Origin of the sequence: Rhizobium sp. WYCCWR 11128 (assembly GCF_013416305.1) — a bacterium.
Lineage (GTDB): Bacteria > Pseudomonadota > Alphaproteobacteria > Rhizobiales > Rhizobiaceae > Rhizobium > Rhizobium indicum.
Genome location: NZ_JACCEZ010000013.1, coordinates 36,951 through 56,422, shown reverse-complemented (window position 1 = coordinate 56,422; position 19,472 = coordinate 36,951). Strand labels below are relative to the sequence as shown.

21 protein-coding genes are annotated in these 19,472 nt (G+C 60.2%); 4 read left to right on the top strand and 17 right to left on the bottom strand.

Translation table 11 applies throughout. The features are described from left to right. Positions 1 to 136: 136 nt before the first annotated feature. From HX898_RS28725 to tal, 7 genes are all read right to left on the bottom strand, one after another. On the bottom strand, positions 137 to 1,513 hold the full coding sequence (locus HX898_RS28725) for a HAMP domain-containing sensor histidine kinase (protein WP_138333221.1): 1,377 nt from the start codon (positions 1,511 to 1,513) through the stop codon (positions 137 to 139). Further along, the gene (locus HX898_RS28720) at positions 1,510 to 2,250 is read right to left on the bottom strand and encodes a response regulator transcription factor (RefSeq protein ID WP_138333219.1); all 741 of its coding nucleotides are present in this window, start codon (positions 2,248 to 2,250) and stop codon (positions 1,510 to 1,512) included. Before HX898_RS28720 ends, HX898_RS28725 begins: the two co-directional genes overlap by 4 nt. 202 nt (positions 2,251 to 2,452) lie before the next feature. Next, positions 2,453 to 2,731, bottom strand: coding sequence for a hypothetical protein (locus HX898_RS33575; RefSeq protein WP_180196448.1), 279 nt, complete (start codon positions 2,729 to 2,731; stop codon positions 2,453 to 2,455). Between the two features lie 194 nt (positions 2,732 to 2,925). Continuing rightward, positions 2,926 to 3,417, bottom strand: coding sequence for a hypothetical protein (locus tag HX898_RS28710; protein ID WP_180196421.1), 492 nt, complete (start codon positions 3,415 to 3,417; stop codon positions 2,926 to 2,928). A gap of 136 nt (positions 3,418 to 3,553) precedes the next feature. After that, positions 3,554 to 4,003: a DoxX family protein gene (locus tag HX898_RS28705; protein WP_180196420.1), complete on the bottom strand. Its 450-nt coding sequence runs from the start codon at positions 4,001 to 4,003 to the stop codon at positions 3,554 to 3,556. A 48-nt stretch (positions 4,004 to 4,051) separates the two neighbouring features. After that, positions 4,052 to 4,720, bottom strand: coding sequence for a DUF1345 domain-containing protein (locus tag HX898_RS28700; protein WP_171600696.1), 669 nt, complete (start codon positions 4,718 to 4,720; stop codon positions 4,052 to 4,054). Positions 4,721 to 5,034: 314 nt separating this feature from the next. Next, positions 5,035 to 6,000, bottom strand: a complete 966-nt coding sequence (gene tal / locus HX898_RS28695) for a transaldolase (protein WP_129419033.1) — start codon at positions 5,998 to 6,000, stop codon at positions 5,035 to 5,037. A gap of 426 nt (positions 6,001 to 6,426) precedes the next feature. Between tal and HX898_RS28690 the strand changes: the two genes are divergently transcribed. Further along, a complete protein-coding gene (locus HX898_RS28690) occupies positions 6,427 to 7,452 on the top strand; it encodes a sugar-binding transcriptional regulator (RefSeq protein WP_180196419.1) in 1,026 nt (341 codons plus the stop codon). A gap of 38 nt (positions 7,453 to 7,490) precedes the next feature. Here the strand turns inward: HX898_RS28690 and HX898_RS28685 are convergent, their stop codons facing one another. Then, on the bottom strand, positions 7,491 to 8,363 hold the full coding sequence (locus HX898_RS28685; RefSeq protein WP_168310108.1) for a bifunctional helix-turn-helix domain-containing protein/methylated-DNA--[protein]-cysteine S-methyltransferase: 873 nt from the start codon (positions 8,361 to 8,363) through the stop codon (positions 7,491 to 7,493). 79 nt (positions 8,364 to 8,442) lie between these two features. Further along, positions 8,443 to 8,940, bottom strand: a complete 498-nt coding sequence (locus HX898_RS28680) for a DUF2244 domain-containing protein (RefSeq protein ID WP_138333207.1) — start codon at positions 8,938 to 8,940, stop codon at positions 8,443 to 8,445. On the opposite strand from HX898_RS28680, the gene nth reads away from it, so the two are divergent. Beyond that, a complete protein-coding gene (gene nth, locus HX898_RS28675; RefSeq protein WP_171600697.1) occupies positions 8,939 to 9,745 on the top strand; it encodes an endonuclease III in 807 nt (268 codons plus the stop codon). The genes HX898_RS28680 and nth overlap by 2 nt on opposite strands. Here nth and HX898_RS28670 read toward each other — a convergent pair. Further along, on the bottom strand, positions 9,710 to 10,288 hold the full coding sequence (locus HX898_RS28670) for a TetR family transcriptional regulator (RefSeq protein WP_138333203.1): 579 nt from the start codon (positions 10,286 to 10,288) through the stop codon (positions 9,710 to 9,712). The two genes, nth and HX898_RS28670, sit on opposite strands and share 36 nt — an antisense overlap. Before the next feature lie 86 nt (positions 10,289 to 10,374). Between HX898_RS28670 and HX898_RS28665 the strand changes: the two genes are divergently transcribed. Continuing rightward, positions 10,375 to 10,800: a VOC family protein gene (locus HX898_RS28665; RefSeq protein WP_138333201.1), complete on the top strand. Its 426-nt coding sequence runs from the start codon at positions 10,375 to 10,377 to the stop codon at positions 10,798 to 10,800. A 3-nt stretch (positions 10,801 to 10,803) separates the two neighbouring features. Here the strand turns inward: HX898_RS28665 and HX898_RS28660 are convergent, their stop codons facing one another. After that, entirely contained in the window at positions 10,804 to 11,517 is a 714-nt protein-coding gene (locus HX898_RS28660; protein WP_138390622.1) for a sulfate transporter family protein, read from the bottom strand. Positions 11,518 to 11,751: 234 nt separating this feature from the next. Here HX898_RS28660 and HX898_RS28655 point away from each other — a divergent pair, with 234 nt between their 5' ends. Beyond that, positions 11,752 to 12,606, top strand: coding sequence for a MurR/RpiR family transcriptional regulator (locus tag HX898_RS28655; protein WP_003543085.1), 855 nt, complete (start codon positions 11,752 to 11,754; stop codon positions 12,604 to 12,606). Positions 12,607 to 12,675: 69 nt separating this feature from the next. Here HX898_RS28655 and HX898_RS28650 read toward each other — a convergent pair whose 3' ends face one another. The 6 genes from HX898_RS28650 to HX898_RS28625 form a co-directional block, all read right to left on the bottom strand. Continuing rightward, complete coding sequence (locus HX898_RS28650) at positions 12,676 to 14,259, bottom strand: FGGY-family carbohydrate kinase (protein WP_138390623.1); 1,584 nt, start codon at positions 14,257 to 14,259, stop codon at positions 12,676 to 12,678. Further along, positions 14,259 to 14,948 carry an HAD family hydrolase gene (locus HX898_RS28645; RefSeq protein ID WP_138333196.1) on the bottom strand — a complete coding sequence of 230 codons (690 nt, stop codon included), beginning with the start codon at positions 14,946 to 14,948 and terminating at the stop codon, positions 14,259 to 14,261. The genes HX898_RS28650 and HX898_RS28645 overlap by 1 nt, the downstream gene beginning before the upstream one ends. 96 nt (positions 14,949 to 15,044) lie before the next feature. Continuing rightward, on the bottom strand, positions 15,045 to 16,526 hold the full coding sequence (locus tag HX898_RS28640; RefSeq protein ID WP_138333194.1) for a mannitol dehydrogenase family protein: 1,482 nt from the start codon (positions 16,524 to 16,526) through the stop codon (positions 15,045 to 15,047). Positions 16,527 to 16,613: 87 nt separating this feature from the next. Then, entirely contained in the window at positions 16,614 to 17,612 is a 999-nt protein-coding gene (locus tag HX898_RS28635; protein WP_064650896.1) for an ABC transporter ATP-binding protein, read from the bottom strand. 18 nt (positions 17,613 to 17,630) lie between these two features. After that, entirely contained in the window at positions 17,631 to 18,461 is an 831-nt protein-coding gene (locus HX898_RS28630) for a carbohydrate ABC transporter permease (protein ID WP_003543125.1), read from the bottom strand. Between the two features lies 1 nt (position 18,462). Next, positions 18,463 to 19,335, bottom strand: coding sequence for a sugar ABC transporter permease (locus tag HX898_RS28625; protein WP_138333192.1), 873 nt, complete (start codon positions 19,333 to 19,335; stop codon positions 18,463 to 18,465). Between the last annotated feature and the right edge of the window lie 137 nt (positions 19,336 to 19,472).

The window sequence follows — 19,472 nt, the reverse complement described above, 5'->3', positions numbered from 1 at the left end:
TGGCATAGGATCTGCTGGCACCGGTTTTATGGAATTCGAATGTTGCTGTGTTTGCTATGATATGCGGAAATGTTCGCGAGCCATCTTTTGCTGCGAAGGCAGCGCGATGCGTGACGACGCCACGACGGGCAGTAAGTCAATGTGACGAAGGGATCGACGGCGAGCCTCCGGGCTGGATCCCGTGAGGCGCGGGAAGATCGATTACGACGACCAAGCCGGTTGGCTTCCTGTCCAGTAACGTCAATTGTCCGTTGTGCGCTTTGGTGACAATTCCTTTGGCTATCGGAAGACCAAGCCCAAGCCCGGAACCGCCTTTGGCACCGATTTGGCGGGATTTGTCCACCTTGAAGAACGGCTCCAGAACTTTCGCCTTGGCCTCGTCGGTCAAACCAGGGCCGTTGTCGCCCACCGATATTTTGATCCCGCCATCGTCGCTCTCTTGCAGATCGATTTCGACTTGCTTTGCATAACGAGACGCATTGTCGACCAGATTGGTAATTGCCCGCGTCAGGGCCTGAGGTTTGCAGACAAAGGCCAGTCGCCGCGGACCGGTGAAACTCGCATCGACGCCCATGTCGGAGAAGTCTGTCGCAATCGTCTGCAGCAGGCTTGAGATATCGACCTTTCGATCCGTCTCCGCAGTGGATGCGTCTTTGAAAAAGGCCAGGCACTCGTCGATCATGAAACTCAAGGTGGCGATATCAGCCAGCATCAGGCTGCGAAGCTCGGGCTCGCCGGAACGCTCGGCACGCATCCGCAATCTCGTCAGCGGCGTCCTGAGATCATGACCCACGCCACTCAGCATTCTTGTTCGATCCTCCGCCATGCTCTGAATTCGATCGCTCATGACGTTCAGCGATTCCGCCAGACTTCGAATCTCGGCTGCGCCGTCCGGTTCGAAAGGCTTTTCCCAACTGCCTTCCATGCTCGCTCGCTTTGCAGCGACGGCAAAGTGCCTCAGAGGTTCGGTGATAAGCCAGCTGCTGAAATATGCAAGCAGCACCAATGGGATGACGATTTTCAAAAACCCGCTCGCGGCTGCCGGAACAAACCAGACATAGCTTGGAAAAACCGGCAGTTGAAAGACGAGGGCACGCTTGTCGTCAATTCTGACAGTCAGGACATCCGGGTGCGATTGACCGATGACGAAGCGATGAAATGCCGCAAAAATATTGTCGGCGAGCATTGTGTTGATACGCGCCACCAATTCGCTGGGAGATACCATCTGCTGTTTGCCGGCAAACGGCTGCTCCAGCGACAATTTCTCGACCCCAACACCGAGTGCCGCTGCTCTCTTGAGAACGGTGACTTCGTCTTGCGCTGAACCTGCCTGGGCAAATTGCTCCGCGACCATCGCCGCTCTGGCAGCAAACAGGCCGTTTTGAAACCCGCGATCATGACGGCCGTAGATATAGGGCTCCATGGCGGTCGCCACCACGGAAACGAGCACGACAAGGAAGGTCGCCAATATGAGGATCTGGTTTTGGATCGAAGCTTGCCGAAAATTTCTCAAGAGAGACGCTCTACCTTGGATGCGAAGAGATAACCGCCCAGCCGCACCGTCTTTATGAAGGTCGGATCTTTCAGATTTGGTTCGATCTTTTGCCTGACCCGGCTGATGTGGGCGTCGATGCTGCGCTCGACCGGCCCCGCCGATCCGGCATGTGTCATCGATAACAGCTGTTCGCGCGTCAAAACCTTGTTGGGATTACAGCAGAAGGCCAGGAGGATATCGAACTCCGCGGTTGTCATGGAAACCTGCGCTCCGTCCGCGTCGTGGAGTTGACGGCTTTTGGGATCGATGCGCCAACCCGAAAACATCATCGGTCCAAGTGCTTCCTCCTGATGATGAGCATATGACGCTCTTCGAAGGATACTCTTGATCCGGGCCAGCAGCTCGCGGGAATTGAATGGTTTCGTGACGTAGTCGTCGGCTCCGAGCTCCAGGCCGAGAATGCGGTCGATATCCTCCTGGAGCGCCGTCAGCATCAGGATTGGCACCGAGCACGACGCACGAAGCCGCCTGCAGATGCTAAAACCGTCCTCGCCCGGCAACATCGCATCGAGGACGATGAGATCGAATTGCTGTCGCGCCATCATTCGATCCATAGCCGCGCCGCTTTCCACCGACGAGGCCTCGAAGCCGCTGCTTCGGACAAGATCCACCAGCATATCCGCGATGGCGGGATCGTCTTCGACGATGAGGAGATGAGCCTGATTCGGAACTGCCATTTCATATGCCATCGTCATTCGTTCTCTAGCGGGAAGATGTCTCTCGGCGCGAAATTACCACGTTTCACCGTGTCTCGGTCAGGCGGCCTCGGCCCCTGTCACCACCACACGATCTGTCGCCGCACCGACACGGCTCCGCCTTCAGGATATCAAGTATCGTGCAATGCTATATTCGATAATGTTGAGATATGTTGCGGGATTTCAGACACGGAGTCCGCCGTCAAAACTGCCTTTCGAGGTCACCGCTGACTTCCACATGGTCACCTTGGATGGCGCTGTCGATGATGACGGTGGCGATGAAACACATCCGAACGACGATCAGGCAAAAGAACACCAGAGAGACGATCGCAGTCGTGTAATGCTTCAATGCCGAGCGCTTCGGCAGCCGTGCGGTCAGTCTATCGAGGATGTTTCTGGTGAACCGACCGAGCGCCACGAGCAAGAATAACGCCGTGATGATATATCCGCTTGCTGACGCTGCCCCGAGCAACTGAAAGATCAAAAGACACCCGCACCAAGTAAGAAGTTCTGGTTTCGGAACGACGGTTTCAAGCTGACGAAACCCGGCAGAAAGATGCCCATAGGATCCGTCCGGAACGTTGCGCAGCGTGGACAGCCGGAGAGACGGGGCGCGGTCATGGGGATCTGAGCCGGGTGAAGACCGGTCCGTCGGGGATGAGAATGCGCCCACGTCTAATCGGCCCGTTCTGCGCCGGGCGCGGCGCGGCGACTTAACAGAAGAGATGTGGCGGCCCGCCACCGGGATGCCTTCGCCGTGCTTGCAATCACTGTCTCGTTTGCGGCCGGATCTTTTCGGACTGCACTAATCCTGCCTGTCCTTGACTCCGTGAGGGCCGCGATCCTTCTCAGAAATGCGTCGCTGTCGAACTCCTTCGAGGAGCGGACGGACTTCGTGGCCGACTGGACAGTATGGAAGAACACCTCCAGATTGATGACCAGTATCGGCTTGATGTTTCGGACCATGTCGATATCCGATCGCATCGTTACGGCCAGAAAATATCGGTCCGAACGCAAGGCGTCGAAAAGTTCCGGCACCGAGGACACAGCCGCCGCGACATATCCGTTCTCATTCAATTTCCAGACGATATCGCAGGCAGCGTCTTCTCCGAGAAAGACGAGAATTGGCTTTTGCTGATTGCTTTGCGCGGAAGACATCACTGGCACACTCCTGACCTGTCGCCAAAAGTGTAGCCCGCATCGACGCTTCTGTTTGTTCGGTTTTATTCGGTTTTATTGCGCCACGGAGCGTCCGCGAAATTCATCAAATTCAGCGCCGAAGACCTTCGAATTTCGGGGGCATTCACGACAACACCGCCCTGAGCCAGGGAGGCATTTTGCTCGTTCGCTTTCTCAGCAGCTTGTCGATCGATATCGATCCCGCACCCGAAACCGCCAGCACGAACATGCCGCCGGCAATCGCCAGGTCCTTCTCGAAATGCAGCAGTTCGTTCTGGCTCGCTAAATTCGTGTGAAAGAGCATGGCAGTCGCCAGGCAGAAGAGCGCCAGCGCCAATGCACCAAGCCGGCTGAGAAAGCCTGTCGCAACCGAAAGGCCGGCGCCGATCTGAAGGGCAATGGTGGCAAGCGCCAGCGGCGCCGACAGCCCCAGTTTTGCGAAAATGTCGAAAGTCGCCGTGATATCTGCAGCGAGCGACCAAGCTTCGTGCAGGAAGATCAGCGACAGCAGAAGCCTGCCGATGAGAAGAATGAGATCGGCCAATCGGGGCCGGTTTGAGGCGCTTTCCATCATATCCTCCGGTTTGAAGAGCAGGTGGTTAGCCCGCTTCGGCAAGATGCATTATAGCAGGCTCGCCCCGACATTGATCGCAAGCGCCAGGATCGTCGTATTGAACAGAAACGACAGCACGGCATGCAGCAGCGTCAGCTTGCGCATGCTGGTCGAACTGACCGCGACATCCGCCGTCTGTGCGGCAACACCGATGGTGAAGGAGAAATAGAGGAAATCCCAGTAGCCGGGTTCTTCGATCCCGTCGGGAAACTTGAGGCCACCCTCCTCGTCCGCCCCGCCATAGAAATAATGGGCATAGTGGATGGTGAAGAGCGTATGCAGGAAGATCCAGGAGATCAGGATCGTCAGAACCGCAACACCTGCCCGCGCCAGCGCGACATCAGGTGCCGCCTCCTTGATCGAATGAAGCTCGAGGCCGATCCCGGCAATGCTGGCAAGTGCGGCACCGATCGACAGAGCCAGCAGGACGGTGTCGGAGAAGTCGAGATCCGCCGAGCGTTTCCGGATGCTTTCAACCGTCGCCCGCAGCATCTTGCGCCAACTGAGCGCGACAAAAACGCCGGCGCTGACATTCCAGCCGAACAAGATATTGCCGGCGCTGACTTCGCGGGAGGTGAGAGCCAAGAAGACCACCAGTCCGGCAACAACGGCGATGACGAAGCTCGCATGCTTGTAGGCAAATGCCGCAAGCGAATTTGCCCGTTCCTCATCCGCCATATCGGTCTCCGACAGCATATGCCCTTGATAACAGCATGAAAAAGGCGCGCCTGCCAGCCGGCAGCCGCGCCTTTAGAGCCTTTCCGGGTTAGATTGCAGCATTCTGCCGGAGCAGGTTTTCGTCAGGGCAAAGGCGATTGGCGAAGGGCATACCCCAAGATAAGTCCGAGCCGATCGCCTTTGATCCTGGCGGAAAGATGCCCGGCCCTTCGGGTTGGCTGAAACGGGCCGGCTGATCGACCGGCCGACTCCGTTTGAGCCAACAGAATGCTGCAATCTAACCCGGAAAGGCTCTAATTGTATGCCGCGCCTGATCAGGCGGCGGCGAGCTGCAGTTCCTTCTGCACCATGGTGCGCAACGTTCCGAGATCCTTGGCGAAGGCGCGGATGCCTTCGGCGAGTTTTTCCGTCGCCATCGCGTCTTCGTTCATCATCCAGCGGAAGGTCTTCTCGTCGACCGAGACCTTCGGATCCGGCTTGCGGCTCTCCGGCGAGAGCTTGCGCTCCAGCTTGCCGTCATCCTTGGCGAGCTCGTCGAGCAGGTTCGGGCTGATGGTCAGGCGGTCGCAGCCGGCAAGGGCTTCGATTTCGCCGGCGCTGCGGAAGGAGGCGCCCATGACGATCGTCTTGATGTCGTTCGCCTTGTAGTAGTTGTAGATTTCACGGACGGAGATAACGCCCGGATCTTCCTCGGCAGTGTAGTCCTTGCCGGTCGACTTCTTGTACCAGTCGAGGATGCGGCCGACGAAGGGCGAGATCAGGAACACTTTGGCGTCGGCGCAAGCGATCGCCTGGGCCTTGCTGAAGAGAAGCGTCAGGTTGCAGTCGATGCCTTCCTTCTGCAGCACTTCCGCAGCGCGGATGCCCTCCCAGGTGGAAGCGAGCTTGATCAGGATGCGGTCCTGGTCGATGCCGCGATCCTTGTAGGCGGCGATGATGGCGCGCGCCTTGGCAAGCGAAGCCTCGGTATCGAAGGAAAGATCGGCGTCGACTTCGGTCGAGACGCGGCCCGGAACGAGCTTCACCAGGGCTGCACCGACGGAGATGGCGAGACGATCGGCGACGGCGGAAGAAACGGCTTCGGAATTACCGCCCTGCTTCTTGCCCCAGGCGACGGCTTCCTTGATGGCGTCGGCAAACATCGGCGTGCCGAGAGCCTTAAGCACGATGCTCGGGTTCGTCGTGCAATCGACCGGCTTCAGGCGGGCGACGGCTTCGATGTCGCCGGTATCGGCGACCACGGTGGTAATCTCGCGAAGTTGGTCAAGCTTGGATGTCATGGTCAATAATCCTTGTTGAACTTGGGCTGCGACCGGCGCGAGTTCCGCCGGGCAAAGGTGATCTACCGACAGGTTGTTTGCATGCTGCAGGCGAAAATGCGCGCATCCGTCACGGATGATTCATAAACGTGAAGGACAGTGGCCGTGTTCCGGCCGCGAACGAACGGCCGTTCGTACGCAAGCGATGCCGCTTGCGGCTGGAAGGCCGGTCGTGACTTTCGGCATGCCCGCACTATGTCCTCCTCGGACGGACAAGAACGACGTGTGTCACCCGGACTATCGCCATTCGCCTTATGAAAAGTCAAGGACATTTGTGCATTTCAATTGACATAAGTGTCACACCCGTCATTATCCCCAGCAACAAAAGCGTCGCTAAGGCCTTTCATCCTATCAGGGATCTAGGGCAGGAAATCGTGCGGAGGAGATGTGGTCAAGCTCAAACGCGGCACGCACACGGCCTATTCGGAGGCATCCTCGCTACGACTAAGGGCGGCATGGCTCTATTACAACGAGGGCCTGACCCAGAAGGACGTCGCCGAACAGCTCGGCATCAGCCGCACCACCGTGATCCGCTTGCTCGACGAGGCGATGAAACGCAGCGAAGTCCAGATCTGGATCAACGATTCGATCGGCGACTGCGTTGAACTTTCGGTGAAGCTGGAGCGTGCCTATGGCCTCGATGAGGCGATCGTCGTCCCTGCGCCGGTCAATGGTGACGTCAATTCGCTGGCTAAAAATGTCGGCCTGGCGCTTGGCCAGTTCCTCTCCGAAGCCATCCCCGACGATTACACCATCGGCGTCGGCTGGGGCCGCACCATGACCGCTTCGCTGTCGAGCTTCCGGCCGCCGCGCCGCGCCAATTGCAAGGTCGTCTCGCTGCTGGGCGGCATCGTCGCCGTGCATCAGACGAACCCGATCGACTACACATGGCGGCTGGCAAATCAGCTCGGCGCCGAGTGCTACATGTTCCTGGCGCCGCTTCTCGTCGACTCCGTCGAGACGAAGCGCAATCTGATCGAGAAATGCGGGCTGGACACGATCTACCGCCTCGCCGAGAATCTCGATCTGGCGATCGTCAGCTGCGGCGATATCGGCCCGCATTCGACCTCGCTGTCGGAGGGCTGGATCTCGAAGGCCGAGCTGCAGGAACTGATCGATGCCGGCTGCGTCTGTGACACGATGTTCAACTTCCTCGACAAGGACGGCAATTCGGTCGACCACTCGATCAATCGGCGCGTGATGTCCGTCGATCTCGATACGCTGAAAGAGGCGAAGCATATCGTGCTCTCCTCCGGTGGCGCCCATCGGGCCGTGGCGATCCGTGCGACGATCAAGCGCATCGGCTGCAACACGCTGATCACCGATGAAAGTGCGGCACGGGCGTTATTGGAACTGGCCGAGACGTCACCGTCTGTCATTTCTCCACAGCAGGGAGAAGTGGCAGAGCGATAAGCGGCGAACGACCCGCCGCTCCGCCCAGGAAACCTCATTCAGGCGTGCGCCGATTCCCAGCCGAGCATCGCCCGTTTGCGAGTGAGGCCCCAATGGTAGCCCGTCAGCGCGCCGTTCTTGCCAAGCGCCCGGTGGCAAGGCACCACGAAGGAGATCGGGTTTGCCCCGACCGCCGCACCCACGGCGCGCTGCGCCGTCGGCCGACCGATATCGTTGGCGATATCGGAATAGGTGACGGCCTTGCCGAACGGGATTTTCAGCAGGCTCTGCCAGACGCGCACCTGGAAATCCGTGCCGATCAGCACGACACGCAGCGGTTGATCGGAGGACCATTTGCCGGGCTCGAAGATGCGGGCGGCATAGGGAACCGTCGCCTGCAGGTCTTCGACATATTCGGCGTTCGGCCAGCGGCAGGTCATATCCTCGAGGCAGGCCCGCTCGTCGCCGGAATCGCTGAAGGCAAGGCCGGCAAGGCCGCGGTCGGTCACCATGATCAGCGCCACGCCGAAGGGGCAGATGTGGAAGCCGTAGCGGATGATGAGACCACCGCCCTTGGCCTTCCATTCGCCGGGCGACATCGCCTCATGGGTGACGAAAAGATCGTGCAGGCGGCTCGGCCCGGAGAGGCCGACCTCAATCGAGGTCTCGAGCAGCGGCATGTCTTCCTTGCGCAGCAGCCGCTTGGCGTGGTCGAGCGTCACCGCCTGCAGGAAGCCTTTGGGCGACAGCCCGGCCCAGCGGGTGAAGGTCTTCTGCAGCTGGGTCGGCGACTGGTTGAGCCGCGCCGCGATCGCCTCCAGTGAAGGCTGGTCGCGGTAATCCTCGGTGATGAGTTCGATCACCCGACGGACAATGTCATAATCAGGGCCGTCAGGCGTGATGTCTGTCTGCAGGTTGGCAATCATATTCATCGTCTTTCTCCTTGTAACCAGGAGATAGTCAATAGGCGGTGAGCAAACCACCCGATTCTTGCGCATCCGCCGGATAGGTTCAGATCCGCTGCTTGACCGTCGCCAGCGCTCCCTTGAAGGCCTTGGCGAAGCTTTCGCGATCATCGGGATTGAGAAAGGAGCCGATATCCGTGCGCCGGCCTTCGCCGAAGATATGCATGGAAAGGATGCCGATCTCGTGGTGCCGGCGAACGAGGAAGCGCGTCCAGAACGGATTGAAATGATGCTCCACCATCCGTCCCGAGGGCGCAAACTTGCGCACCGACACGTCCGTGCGCGATACCGTCACCTGTTCGCGCGCTTTCCCGGAGCGGTAATTCAGCCAAAAGGCGCCGTAGAGAAGCACGAAATCCAGTCCGAAGAACAAGCCGATCGGCCAAGCCCCCGTCGCGATGAAGAACGTGCCGTAAAGCAAGCAGACGGCACCGGATAGGGCAAGCAGCACCTTGAAGCCCCGGCGGCCGAGCGACCGGTGGGGAAAGAGCTCGGCAGCGAAAACAGGCTGCTCGTTGAAGCTGTCGGCGTTGCTTTCCATCATGGCTGCCGATTATAGAGTTTCCATGGCAAATCCGAAACTCAAATCCGTGACCAAGATGCCTCAGGACGCGAATGTGATCGCCCGCCGCAAACCGGCGGCTGTGGTGCGCACGGTCTATTCACTGGCCGAGCGCGAGGAGATCTTCCGCCGCTTCTCGGTGCAGCGGCCGGAACCGAGGGGCGAGCTCGAGCATATCAACCCCTTCACACTCGTCGTCGCCGTGGCACTTTCGGCGCAGGCGACCGATGTCGGCGTCAACAAGGCGACGCGCGCGCTCTTCAGGATCGCCGATACGCCGGAAAAGATGCTCGATCTCGGCGAGGAGCGGCTGCGCGATCACATCAGGACGATCGGCCTCTATCGCAACAAGGCGAAAAACGTCATCGCGCTCTCGCAGATGCTGGTCGACCAATTCGGCGGCAAGGTGCCGGAAACGCGCGACGAGTTGGTGAGATTGCCGGGCGTCGGCCGCAAGACCGCCAATGTCGTGCTTTCCATGGCCTTCGGCCAGGCGACGATGGCTGTCGACACGCACATCTTCCGGATCGCCAATCGCATCAGGCTTGCCCCCGGCAAGACGCCCGACGAGGTCGAGGCGCGGCTGATGAAGGTGATCCCGAGCCATTACCTCTATCACGCCCATCACTGGCTGATCCTGCACGGTCGCTATACCTGCAAGGCACGCCGGCCCGAATGCGAGCGCTGTATCATCGCCGATCTCTGCAAATCGCCGGAGAAGAGTTGGGATGTGCCGGCGCCGCTGGTCGAGCTACCGCCGCAGATGATCGGCGAGGCCGTCGAGTAGGACAGCGATCGCCTGCTCGTAATGCCGCCTTTCACCGCCCGCCTCGATTGCGATCGCCGCGCGATCGAAGGCCGCCGATAGCAGCGACGTCAGCGGTTCGAGCATAGCGCCGGCCTCTGGAAGCATCGCTGCAAGCCCTGCCCTCAGCGTCGCTTCCGCATTCTCTGCATCGATCGCCGCACTCGCCAGCGGGCCGAGAACGGCAGGTGCCTCGATCAGCAGCAGCCGCGTGCGCCCTGGCGCCATCATCGCATCGAAATAGGCCGAGGCACCGGCGATCAGCATGGCACGCGGCGCGCCGTAGGACGCCGAGCGCGCCTCGATCGCAGCGGCCACCGCGCGCGCCTCGCATTCGATAACCGCCCGAAAAAGCGCCTTCTTGTCTTCAAAATGGTGGTAGAGCGCGCCACGCGTCACTCCCGCCGCCGTGACGATCTCCGGCGTCGCGGTTTCGGCATAACCTTTCTCGACGAAGAGACCTCGACCGGCATCGATCAGTGCCTGCCTCGTCTGCTCCGTTCTTTCGCGATTGCTGCGACTCATGCATACCTCTTTACATACAAACAGAATGTATGTTAATAGACAAAAACATACACATTGCATGTAAACAAAAAAAGGAGGAAAACGAGATGAAATCGACGAGCTATTACCCTGTCATCATGACCGACGACGTTGCCGGCACCGCCAGCTTCTATTGCACGCATTTCGGCTTCAAAGCTCTGTTCGAAAGCGATTGGTATGTTCACCTGCAATCGGCAGAGGAGGAGCATATCGCGCTTGCCATCCTTGACGGCAGCCACGAGACCATCCCGGCCATAGCCCGCGGCAGGGTGTCCGGCCTGCTCCTCAATTTCGAGGTCGCCGATGTCGATGCGATCTATACAGCCTGCCGGAACGCCGGCCTGCCAATTCTCAGAGAAATCCGCGACGAGGATTTCGGCCAGCGGCATTTCATCACCGCCGATCCGAACGGCGTGCTGATCGACATCATCAAGCCGATCCCGCCGAGCGCCGAATTCGCGGCGATGTACGACGCCTCCGCCCTGCCCGCTTGAGCCTCAGGCTCGCAACCCGGTGTCTCGTGCGGAAACCAGCTTGTGCAGATGCACCATCATGCCGGCGGCAAAAAGCGGCGTCAGAAGATTGACGATCGGGATCGCCAGGAAAAGGGCGATCATCAGCCCGCCGAGAAAGACGGTGGAGGCATGCTTGGCGCGGAAGAGCCGCGCCTCATCCGGCGAACGGAAGCGCATGGCGGCGAATTCGAAGAATTCCCGTCCGAGCAGATAGCCGTTCACCAGAAAGAACGCGACCAGATTGACGCCGGGTATGAACAGCAGCAGCAATGCCACGATATTGCCGAGGATCACCACGCCGAGGAACTTGATCGAGCTTGCCATCGCCGGACCGAGCGGCATGGCGGTGCCCGGCGTGTCCTTGGGATAGTCGCGCTTTTCGATGACCTCGGCGACGTCGTCGAGAAACAGACCGGCAATCAGCGCCGTCACCGGCGACAGCAGCAACGCCAGCATGAGAGCAAGGCCGATACCGGCAAAAATTGCGAAGATGAGAGCGAACCACCCCGCCCAATCCGGCATATCGGGAAAGAAGCTCGTGAGCCAGGGAAAGAGAAAGGCCATGAAGGCCCCGCGCAGCGCGAACCAGAGGCCGACAAGCACGAGAACCGTCAGGCCGAGCACCTTCCAGAAGACAGAGCGTGTTTCCGTTGCGAACAGATTGGCGAGCGAAAGTCGAGCGGCGTCAAGAATCATGTCTCAGGCGTCTCCGGTTGCGCCGAAGATGTAGGGAAGATGCGGGCCACCGACAAGAGAGAATAAAATTGCATTCAGTAATAGAAAACTTGTCGAAAACTAAATACTAATATAATATTGTGACATACATGAAATACGCACGGGCCTGAGAAGCAGCTTCCGAAATAGTTGCAAAGACAAGGGGTCGCAACAGCGCATCCACGGAACGCCTCTGAGGAAGATGGGGAGGCTGCCGTGGAAGACTTTGTGCAAAAACTCAGGCAATACGCAAAAACCGGCACACCGGCCGAGCGCCGTATCGCGAAATATTTCACCGAACATCTGAACGACCTGCCGTTCGAGACGGCTGCGTCCGTTGCCGACAGGCTGGATCTCTCGCCGATGACCGTCGGGCGCTTCCTGCGCTCGCTCGGTTATCAGGGATTGGACAGCGTCAAGGTGGAGATTCGCGAGACCGTGACGACATCGCCGGCGCAATTACAGAGCGCCATGAGCGAGCTGCATGCCGACGCCGCGGAGGGCAAACCGCTGGCCGTGCTGGTTGCCGAACAGATCCAGGCCCTCCATCATATCTATCATCTGACGGCGCAGCCGCACTGGTCGGAAGCCGTCGGCTTGATCAGCACTGCCCGCGAAGTGTCGATCGCCACGCATGCGCGGCTCGCAAGCCTGGCCAATCATTTCTGCCAGCGGCTGACACAAGCCCGCGACGGCGTGCGCACGCTCGACGCCGCCGACAATCGTTTTGCGGAACTCTTCGCCCGGCTGGCGGTCGACGACGCACTGCTCGTCATCATCGATTGTCGCCGCTTCGCCAAGGCGCGGCTGCTTGCCAGAACGGCGCGGCGCTACGGCTATAAGGTCGTGCTCATTTCGCCGCAGCAAGCGGACTGGATGGCGGACCAGTCGAACGTCATGCTGCCTCTGCCGCCCGCTCGTGCCCCCGATCTCGACAATCTTCCGCCGCTGATCGCGCTGCTCGACTGCCTGTCGGAATCCGTCATCCTCCAAGTCGGAGAGGAGGCGGCACTTCGCCGCCGCCGCATGATGGAGTTCGCGACCGTGCTCGGCGAGACGGCGAACCACTAATTTAAAGGGACTATGCGCAGGTTCAGAGTGATAGAGTTCCTTTAGCGCGTCTGAAAGACACGCGCTGCTCTATTGCATCGTTTCCAATTCGGCGCGGTGCCGGTGCATGGCGAGAAGACGGCGGTAGTCGCGGTCGTAGAGCGCCTGCTTCGCCTTGTCGGGAAGCCGTTCGTCGGCGCCCGGATACATCGCCTCGCCGGCCGCCGCCAGATCCTTGTACAGGCCGCAGGCGACGGAGGCCGCGATCGCCGTGCCGAGCAGCACCGCTTCGTTCATCTTTGGCACCACGACCTTGCAGCCGGTCGCATCGCTATAAAGCTCCATCAGCACCGGGTTTTTCACGTGTCCGCCGGCGATATGGAGCGTATCGGTCATGTAGCCGTATTCCTTCATCATTTCCAGAATATGGCGGATGCCGAGCGCAATCCCCACCGCAGAGCGCCAATAAAGCGCGCAGAGCCCGTCGAAGGACGTATCGAGCGTCAGTCCGCTGACGACGCCGACCGCATGCGGATCGGCGAGCGGCGAACGGTTGCCATGGAAATCCGGCAGCACGAAGATCCGCGCACCGAAGGCATCGCCCTCCTCGGCCCGCAATTCGGCGATACGCGCGACGATCCTCTGATGCAGCGCCGCCGTCGGCTCGCCGCCGGCCGCATGCATGCGCACGATGTGGTCGAGTAGCGCGCCGGTCGCCGATTGCCCGGCCTCCACCAGCCAGGATTGCGGGAAGACAGCCTCGTAATAGGGACCCCACATGCCATGGCTTGGCTTGCGCTCCCGCGAGAAGGTAACGATGCAGCTCGATGTGCCGGCAATCAGCGCCAGTTGGTGCTCGCGTTTGACAGGATCAGCGGCATAGCCGCCGAGCGCGCCGAGTGCGCCGGCATAGGCGTCGATCATCCCGGCGGCGACACGGCAGTCCACAGTCAGCCCCAGCGCTTCCGCCGCTTCCTCAGTCAGCCGACCGACGCTGTCTCCGACAGGCGTGGTCTCATCCGGCAGGTGGCCGCGCGCCTGAAGGTCCTCAAGGCCGATTCGTTCCAGGAAATCCTGCTGCCAGCCCTTTTCGAGATGGGCGAGATAGTTCCATTTCGCCGTCAGCGTGCAGCGCGAACGGGCGGCCGATCCGGTCGATTTCCACGTCATGAAATCGGCGAGATCGAAGAAGTAGCCGGCCTTTTCCCATGTGGCGGGCAGCTTCTTCTTCAGCCACATCAGCTTCGGCATTTCCATTTCCGGCGACATCACGTGGCCGGAATGTTCGAGCACCCTGTGCTCCGTCGCCGTGCAGAAATCGGCTTCCTTCAGCGCCCGGTGATCGAGCCAGACGATCGTGTCGAAACGCCTCTCGCCGCCTGTGGAAACGCTGAGCTGCCGACCCTCGAGGTCACGGACGACGAGCGAACAGGTGGCGTCGAAGCCGATCGCTCCGACCGAGGCGGCGGCGATGCCGGATTGCTCCATCGCCCTGCGCACTGACGTGCAGGCGGCCGACCAGATGTCTTCGGAATCATGCTCGGCATGGTTTTCGCGCGGCCGGTTCATCACGATCGGATGCTCGGCCTTGGCGAGCAGACGGCCGCGTGCATCGAAGACGCCGGCGCGCGCGCTGCCCGTGCCGATATCCACCGCAACCACATGATCACGCATCAAGTCTTGGTCCCGTCCAGCTTATGGTTGCGGACAAGGTGTATCAAATCCGGCATGGCGTCAAACACCACATCAGGCGAAAGGCGGTCGAGTTCGGCACGATATCCGGTGAAATTGGCGTGTGATCCGCCGGTAAAGGCAAAGACCGTCATACCTGCCGCCTTGGCGGCGGCAATGCCGGCCGGGCTGTCTTCGACGACAAGGCAATGAGCCGGCTCAACCTGCATTTCACGCGCCGCATGCAGGAAGAGATCGGGCGCCGGCTTGCCGCGCTTGACCATCGTTGCGCTGAAGATGTCGGGCAGCCTGTCGAGAAGCCCAGTCACCGATAGCGACAACCGGATTCGTTCCATCTGGCTGGAGGAGGCAACGCAACAGCGAACGCCTAGCCCGTCGATCGCCGCGGCGATACCGTCGAGCGGCTTCAGTTCCGTGCGGAAACGGGCGTAGAGTTCGATGCGGATACGCTCGAGGAATTCCTCGTCGGCATGGACGTTGAATTCGGTTTCCAGCGTATCGATGAGGGTCGACAGGCTGCGGCCGAGAAAACGCTCATAGGCCTGGTCCTCGGTGATCGAGACGCCGAGATCGTTCATCGCCCCGACGAGCACGCTGATCGAGATCGGCTCGCTGTCGACGAGTACGCCATCGCAATCGAAGATCACCAGCCGTGTTTCAGCATCAGCCATGCAAGACCCAACCTGAGTTCAATTCGAACGCGTTACCGTCCCGCTTCACTCGCAAGGCCGGATGAATGGCGGCAGTAGAGACCGCCACCGAATTTCTTACACTGCGAGCTTGCCGTCGAGATAGAGCTGCAGCGTCTCCCGCGTGCCCTTTTCCCACAGGGTTTTGAGAGCATGGGCAAAACGCTTGCGGAAAAGTTCGGATTTCGCCACTTCGCCGAAAATATCGTCGAAGGCGAGGAAGGCCGACGGATCGTCCTTGGCTTTCAGCGCTGCCGCATGCAGGCGCTCTGCGCTCGCGTCGTTGAAGACGATATCCTTGCCGCTGTCGGTCTTGCCGGCGAAATAACGGCACCAGAGTGCTGAAACCAGCGCCAGACCGACGACATCCCTGCCCTGACTCAGATTGTCGAGCGTCGACGGCAGGATGAATTTCGGTTGACGGTTCGAGCCGTCCTGCGCCAGCCGCGGAATGGTGTCGGCAATCTTCGGATTGAGCAGGCGATGTTCGATCAGCGCGAAATAATCCGTCAGCGACGTGTTCGGTACCGGCGGTACGATCGGAATGATCTCGTCTTTCTCGAGCTTGGCGAGGAAGGCGCGGATCAGCGGGTCTTCCATGGAATCATGCACGAAATGAATGTCCATCAGCGCCGCCGGATAGGCGATCGCGGCATGCCCGCCGTTGAGGATGCGGATCTTCATATGCTCGTAAGGCGTGACATCGGCAACGAAGGTCACGCCGACCTTTTCCAGCGCCGGCCGGCCGGCGGTGAACTTATCCTCGAGCACCCATTGCTTGAATTCCTCGCAATAGACCGGCCAACTGTCCTCGATCTGGAAATTGTCCCTGAGGAAATCGATCTCGCGCTGGCTGGTCGCCGGCGTGATTCGGTCGACCATGGCGTTCGGGAAGGCGACATTCGCGCGGATCCAGTCGGCAAAGGCAGGATCCGAAAGTGCCGCCGTGCCCACGACGGCATTGGCGGTGACGATGCCATTATGGGGAATGTTGTCGCAGGACATGACGGTGAAGGGTCCGATGCCTTTGTCCTTGCGCGCCTTCAGGCCGGCAACGATCAGGCCGAACACCGTCTTCGGCGCATCGGGGTTCTCGCCGTCTGCGGCGATCGCCGGATGGGCCGGATTGAACGTGCCTGATGCATCGATGAAATAACCGCCCTCGGTGATCGTCATCGAAACGATGCGGATTTCGGGATCGGCAAGCCTGCCGATGATCGCAGCGGCATCGCCGACCGGCAGGATGTCGATCATCGGTGCAGTGACGCGCGCCGCCGTCTTGTTGTTGTCCTGTTCGACCACCGTCGTCAGGAAATCCTGCGCCGCAAGCTTTTCGCGCATAGCGGCATCCGACGGCAGCACGCCAGCGCCGACGATCGCCCAGTCGTGATCCGTGCCCGCGTTGAAGAGATCGTCGAGATAGATCGCCTGATGGGCCCGGTGAAAATTGCCGACGCCGAAGTGCACGATGCCGGCTTTCAGCGACGCCCTGTCATATCCAGGGATGGCAGCAGTGCGCGCCACATCCGATAGCGTTGCCAGCGATAGTTTGCACGTCATGTTTCAGTCCTCTTGAAGGTCTTCTTGCCGAGACGGCCGGGCGCCATCGTCCGGCTCGCATGCCTGCCCCCGGCCCGGCCGCCTGCCTCAGATGGCAAGACCGCCTTCGTTGAATTTATGAATACGCGAACGGTCCGGCGTCAGGAAGACCGTATCGCCCGCTTTGGCGGCGAAATCGCCGCTGCCGCGCGCCGTCAGCATGCCGATGCCATCGGCATCGATATGCAGGAAGGTGTCGGAACCGAGATGTTCGGCGACCACGACCCTGCCCTTCCAGTCGCCGCTTTCCATCGACAGCAGCACATGTTCGGGCCGGACGCCGATGGTATGAGCGTTGAGCGCGGCGGCGTTTTGGCCGGTGATGAAGTTCATTTTCGGCGATCCGATGAAGCCGGCGACGAACAGGTTGCGGGGGCGACTGTAGAGTTCGAGCGGCGATCCGACCTGCTCGATATTGCCCCTGTTCAGGACGACGATCTTGTCGGCCATGGTCATCGCCTCGACCTGGTCGTGGGTGACGTAGACCATCGTCGTCTTCAGCTGCTGGTGCAACTCGCTGATTTCGAGGCGCATGTTGACGCGTAGCGCCGCATCGAGGTTAGACAGCGGTTCGTCGAACAGGAAGGCCGAAGGCTGACGCACGATGGCGCGGCCGATCGCCACGCGCTGGCGCTGGCCACCGGACAGCTGGCGCGGCTTGCGCTCGAGATAGTCGGTGAGATTAAGCACCCGGGCGGCATCGCTCACCTTGCGATCGATCTCCGCCTTGTCGATGCCGGCCATCTTCAGCGGGAAGGCGATGTTGTTGCGCACGCTCATATGCGGATAAAGCGCATAGGACTGGAACACCATGGCAAGGCCGCGCTCGGACGGCGCCTTTTCGGTGGCGTCCCTGCCGTCGATGACGATCTTGCCGCCGGAGACGTCCTCGAGCCCGGCGATCAGCCTAAGCAGCGTGGACTTGCCGCAGCCCGACGGGCCGACGAAGACGACGAACTCGCCGTCCTTGATGTCGAGATCGATCGAAGGGATGACCTTGGCTTCGCCGAAGACCTTGGAAACCTTCTGAAGGGTAATGCTGCCCATGTTTCTCTCCCTTTTATGTTATTTCACAGCGCCGAAGGTCAGGCCGCGGACGAGTTGTTTCTGGCTGAACCAGCCAAGGATCAGGATCGGCGCGATGGCCATCGTCGATGCCGCCGAGAGCTTGGCGTAAAACAGACCCTCGGGGCTGGAATAGGAGGCGATGAAGGCCGTCAGCGGCGCCGCCTTCGAGGCGGTGAGGTTAAGCGTCCAGAACGCCTCGTTCCAGGCAAGGATGATGTTCAAGAGCAGCGTCGAGGCAATGCCGGGCACCGCCATCGGCGTCAGCACGTAGACGATCTCCTTCATCAGCGACGCCCCATCCATGCGCGCCGCCTCGAGGATCTCGCCGGGGATTTCCTTGAAGTAGGTGTAGAGCATCCAGACGATGATCGGCAGGTTGATCAGCGTCAACACGATCACCAGGCCGGTGCGCGTGTCGAGCAGGCCAAAATTGCGGAACATCAGATAGATCGGGATCAGTGCGCCGACCGGCGGCATCATCTTGGTCGACAGCATCCACATCAGCACGTCCTTGGTCCGCTTGGTCGGCGAAAACGCCATGGCCCAGGCGGCCGGAATGGCAATGATCAGGCCGATCAGCGTCGAGCCGAAGGAGATGATTACCGAGTTCATGAAGTGGCCGAGATAGTTCGACCGGCTCTGCACCTCGGCGTAGTTCTCCGTCGTCCAGTGGAAGAACAGGAACTGCGGCGGCGAGGCAATGGCATCGGCCTCCGACTTGAAGCTGGTGAGAAACGTCCAGAGAATCGGGAAGAAGATCAGGATACCGAGCGTCCAGGCGATCGCGGTGACGATGAGCTTGCGCTGCGTTGTGACTTTTCTGGCCATCTCAAGCCTCCAGATTCTTGCCGACGAGGCGGACGAGGAAGATCGCGACGATATTGGCGAGGATAACAGCCACGATGCCGCCGGCCGATGCGCCGCCAATATCGAACTGGAGAAGCGCCTGCACGTAGACGAGATAGGTGAGGTTGGTACTGTCGGTGCCCGGCCCGCCATTGGTGGTGACGAGGATTTCGGCAAAGACCGAAAGCAGGAAGATCGTCTGGATCAGGATCACCACGGTGATGGCGCGCGCCATATGCGGCAGGATGATGTAGATGAACTTCGAGATCGGCCCGGCGCCGTCCATTTCGGAGGCTTCCTTCTGCTCCTCGTCGAGCGACTGCAGCGCCGTCAGCATGATGAGGGTGGCAAACGGCAGCCATTGCCAGGCGACGATCAGAATGACGGAAAACAGCGGCGCATTCGCCAGCCAGTCGATCGGCTGCAGGCCGAGCGCCTTGGCAAGATGGGCAAACAACCCGTTGACCGGGTTCATGAACATGTTCTTCCAGACCAGTGCGGCCACCGTCGGCATGACGAAGAACGGCGCAATCACCAGGATGCGCACGATGCCCTGGCCGTACATCGGCTGGTCGAGCAGCAGCGCAAAGGCGATGCCGCCGATGACGGTGATCAACAACACGCCGGCGACAAGCAGCAGCGTGTTGATCAGCGCCGCGAAGAAGGCCGGATCCGTCAGGAAGTACTGATAGTTCAGAAAACCGACGAAGCTTTCCATGCCGGGGTTGAGCAGATTGTAGTTCAGCAGCGAGAAGTAGATGGTCATCGCCAGCGGGACGATCATCCATGCAAAGAGGAGCAGCACGGAGGGCGCAATCATCAGGCGCGCGGAGGAGCGGGTATGTAACGTTGCCATGGCAATCACCGATCTGGACTGAAGCGGGGAGCGGCCGCAAGGCAGCTTTGTCTGGAAAAAAGCGGCCGCCGATGCAGTTCGGGCAATCGGCGGCCCAGAGGGGCGGATTGTCAAGGATCCGCCTCTTGCTCAGGAGG

What these genes read in the sequence shown, in the direction of transcription:
- HX898_RS28720 (WP_138333219.1), bottom strand. Translation starts at nt 2,250, where the DNA reads ATGACGATGGCATATGAAATGGCAGTTCCGAATCAGGCTCATCTCCTC.
- HX898_RS28705 (WP_180196420.1), bottom strand. Translation starts at nt 4,003, where the DNA reads ATGATGGAAAGCGCCTCAAACCGGCCCCGATTGGCCGATCTCATTCTT.
- HX898_RS28700 (WP_171600696.1), bottom strand. Translation starts at nt 4,720, where the DNA reads ATGGCGGATGAGGAACGGGCAAATTCGCTTGCGGCATTTGCCTACAAG.
- tal (WP_129419033.1), bottom strand. Translation starts at nt 6,000, where the DNA reads ATGACATCCAAGCTTGACCAACTTCGCGAGATTACCACCGTGGTCGCC.
- HX898_RS28685 (WP_168310108.1), bottom strand. Translation starts at nt 8,363, where the DNA reads ATGAATATGATTGCCAACCTGCAGACAGACATCACGCCTGACGGCCCT.
- nth (WP_171600697.1), top strand. Translation starts at nt 8,939, where the DNA reads ATGGCTGCCGATTATAGAGTTTCCATGGCAAATCCGAAACTCAAATCC.
- HX898_RS28680 (WP_138333207.1), bottom strand. Translation starts at nt 8,940, where the DNA reads ATGATGGAAAGCAACGCCGACAGCTTCAACGAGCAGCCTGTTTTCGCT.
- HX898_RS28670 (WP_138333203.1), bottom strand. Translation starts at nt 10,288, where the DNA reads ATGAGTCGCAGCAATCGCGAAAGAACGGAGCAGACGAGGCAGGCACTG.
- HX898_RS28665 (WP_138333201.1), top strand. Translation starts at nt 10,375, where the DNA reads ATGAAATCGACGAGCTATTACCCTGTCATCATGACCGACGACGTTGCC.
- HX898_RS28660 (WP_138390622.1), bottom strand. Translation starts at nt 11,517, where the DNA reads ATGATTCTTGACGCCGCTCGACTTTCGCTCGCCAATCTGTTCGCAACG.
- HX898_RS28650 (WP_138390623.1), bottom strand. Translation starts at nt 14,259, where the DNA reads ATGCGTGATCATGTGGTTGCGGTGGATATCGGCACGGGCAGCGCGCGC.
- HX898_RS28645 (WP_138333196.1), bottom strand. Translation starts at nt 14,948, where the DNA reads ATGGCTGATGCTGAAACACGGCTGGTGATCTTCGATTGCGATGGCGTA.
- HX898_RS28640 (WP_138333194.1), bottom strand. Translation starts at nt 16,526, where the DNA reads ATGACGTGCAAACTATCGCTGGCAACGCTATCGGATGTGGCGCGCACT.
- HX898_RS28635 (WP_064650896.1), bottom strand. Translation starts at nt 17,612, where the DNA reads ATGGGCAGCATTACCCTTCAGAAGGTTTCCAAGGTCTTCGGCGAAGCC.
- HX898_RS28630 (WP_003543125.1), bottom strand. Translation starts at nt 18,461, where the DNA reads ATGGCCAGAAAAGTCACAACGCAGCGCAAGCTCATCGTCACCGCGATC.
- HX898_RS28625 (WP_138333192.1), bottom strand. Translation starts at nt 19,335, where the DNA reads ATGGCAACGTTACATACCCGCTCCTCCGCGCGCCTGATGATTGCGCCC.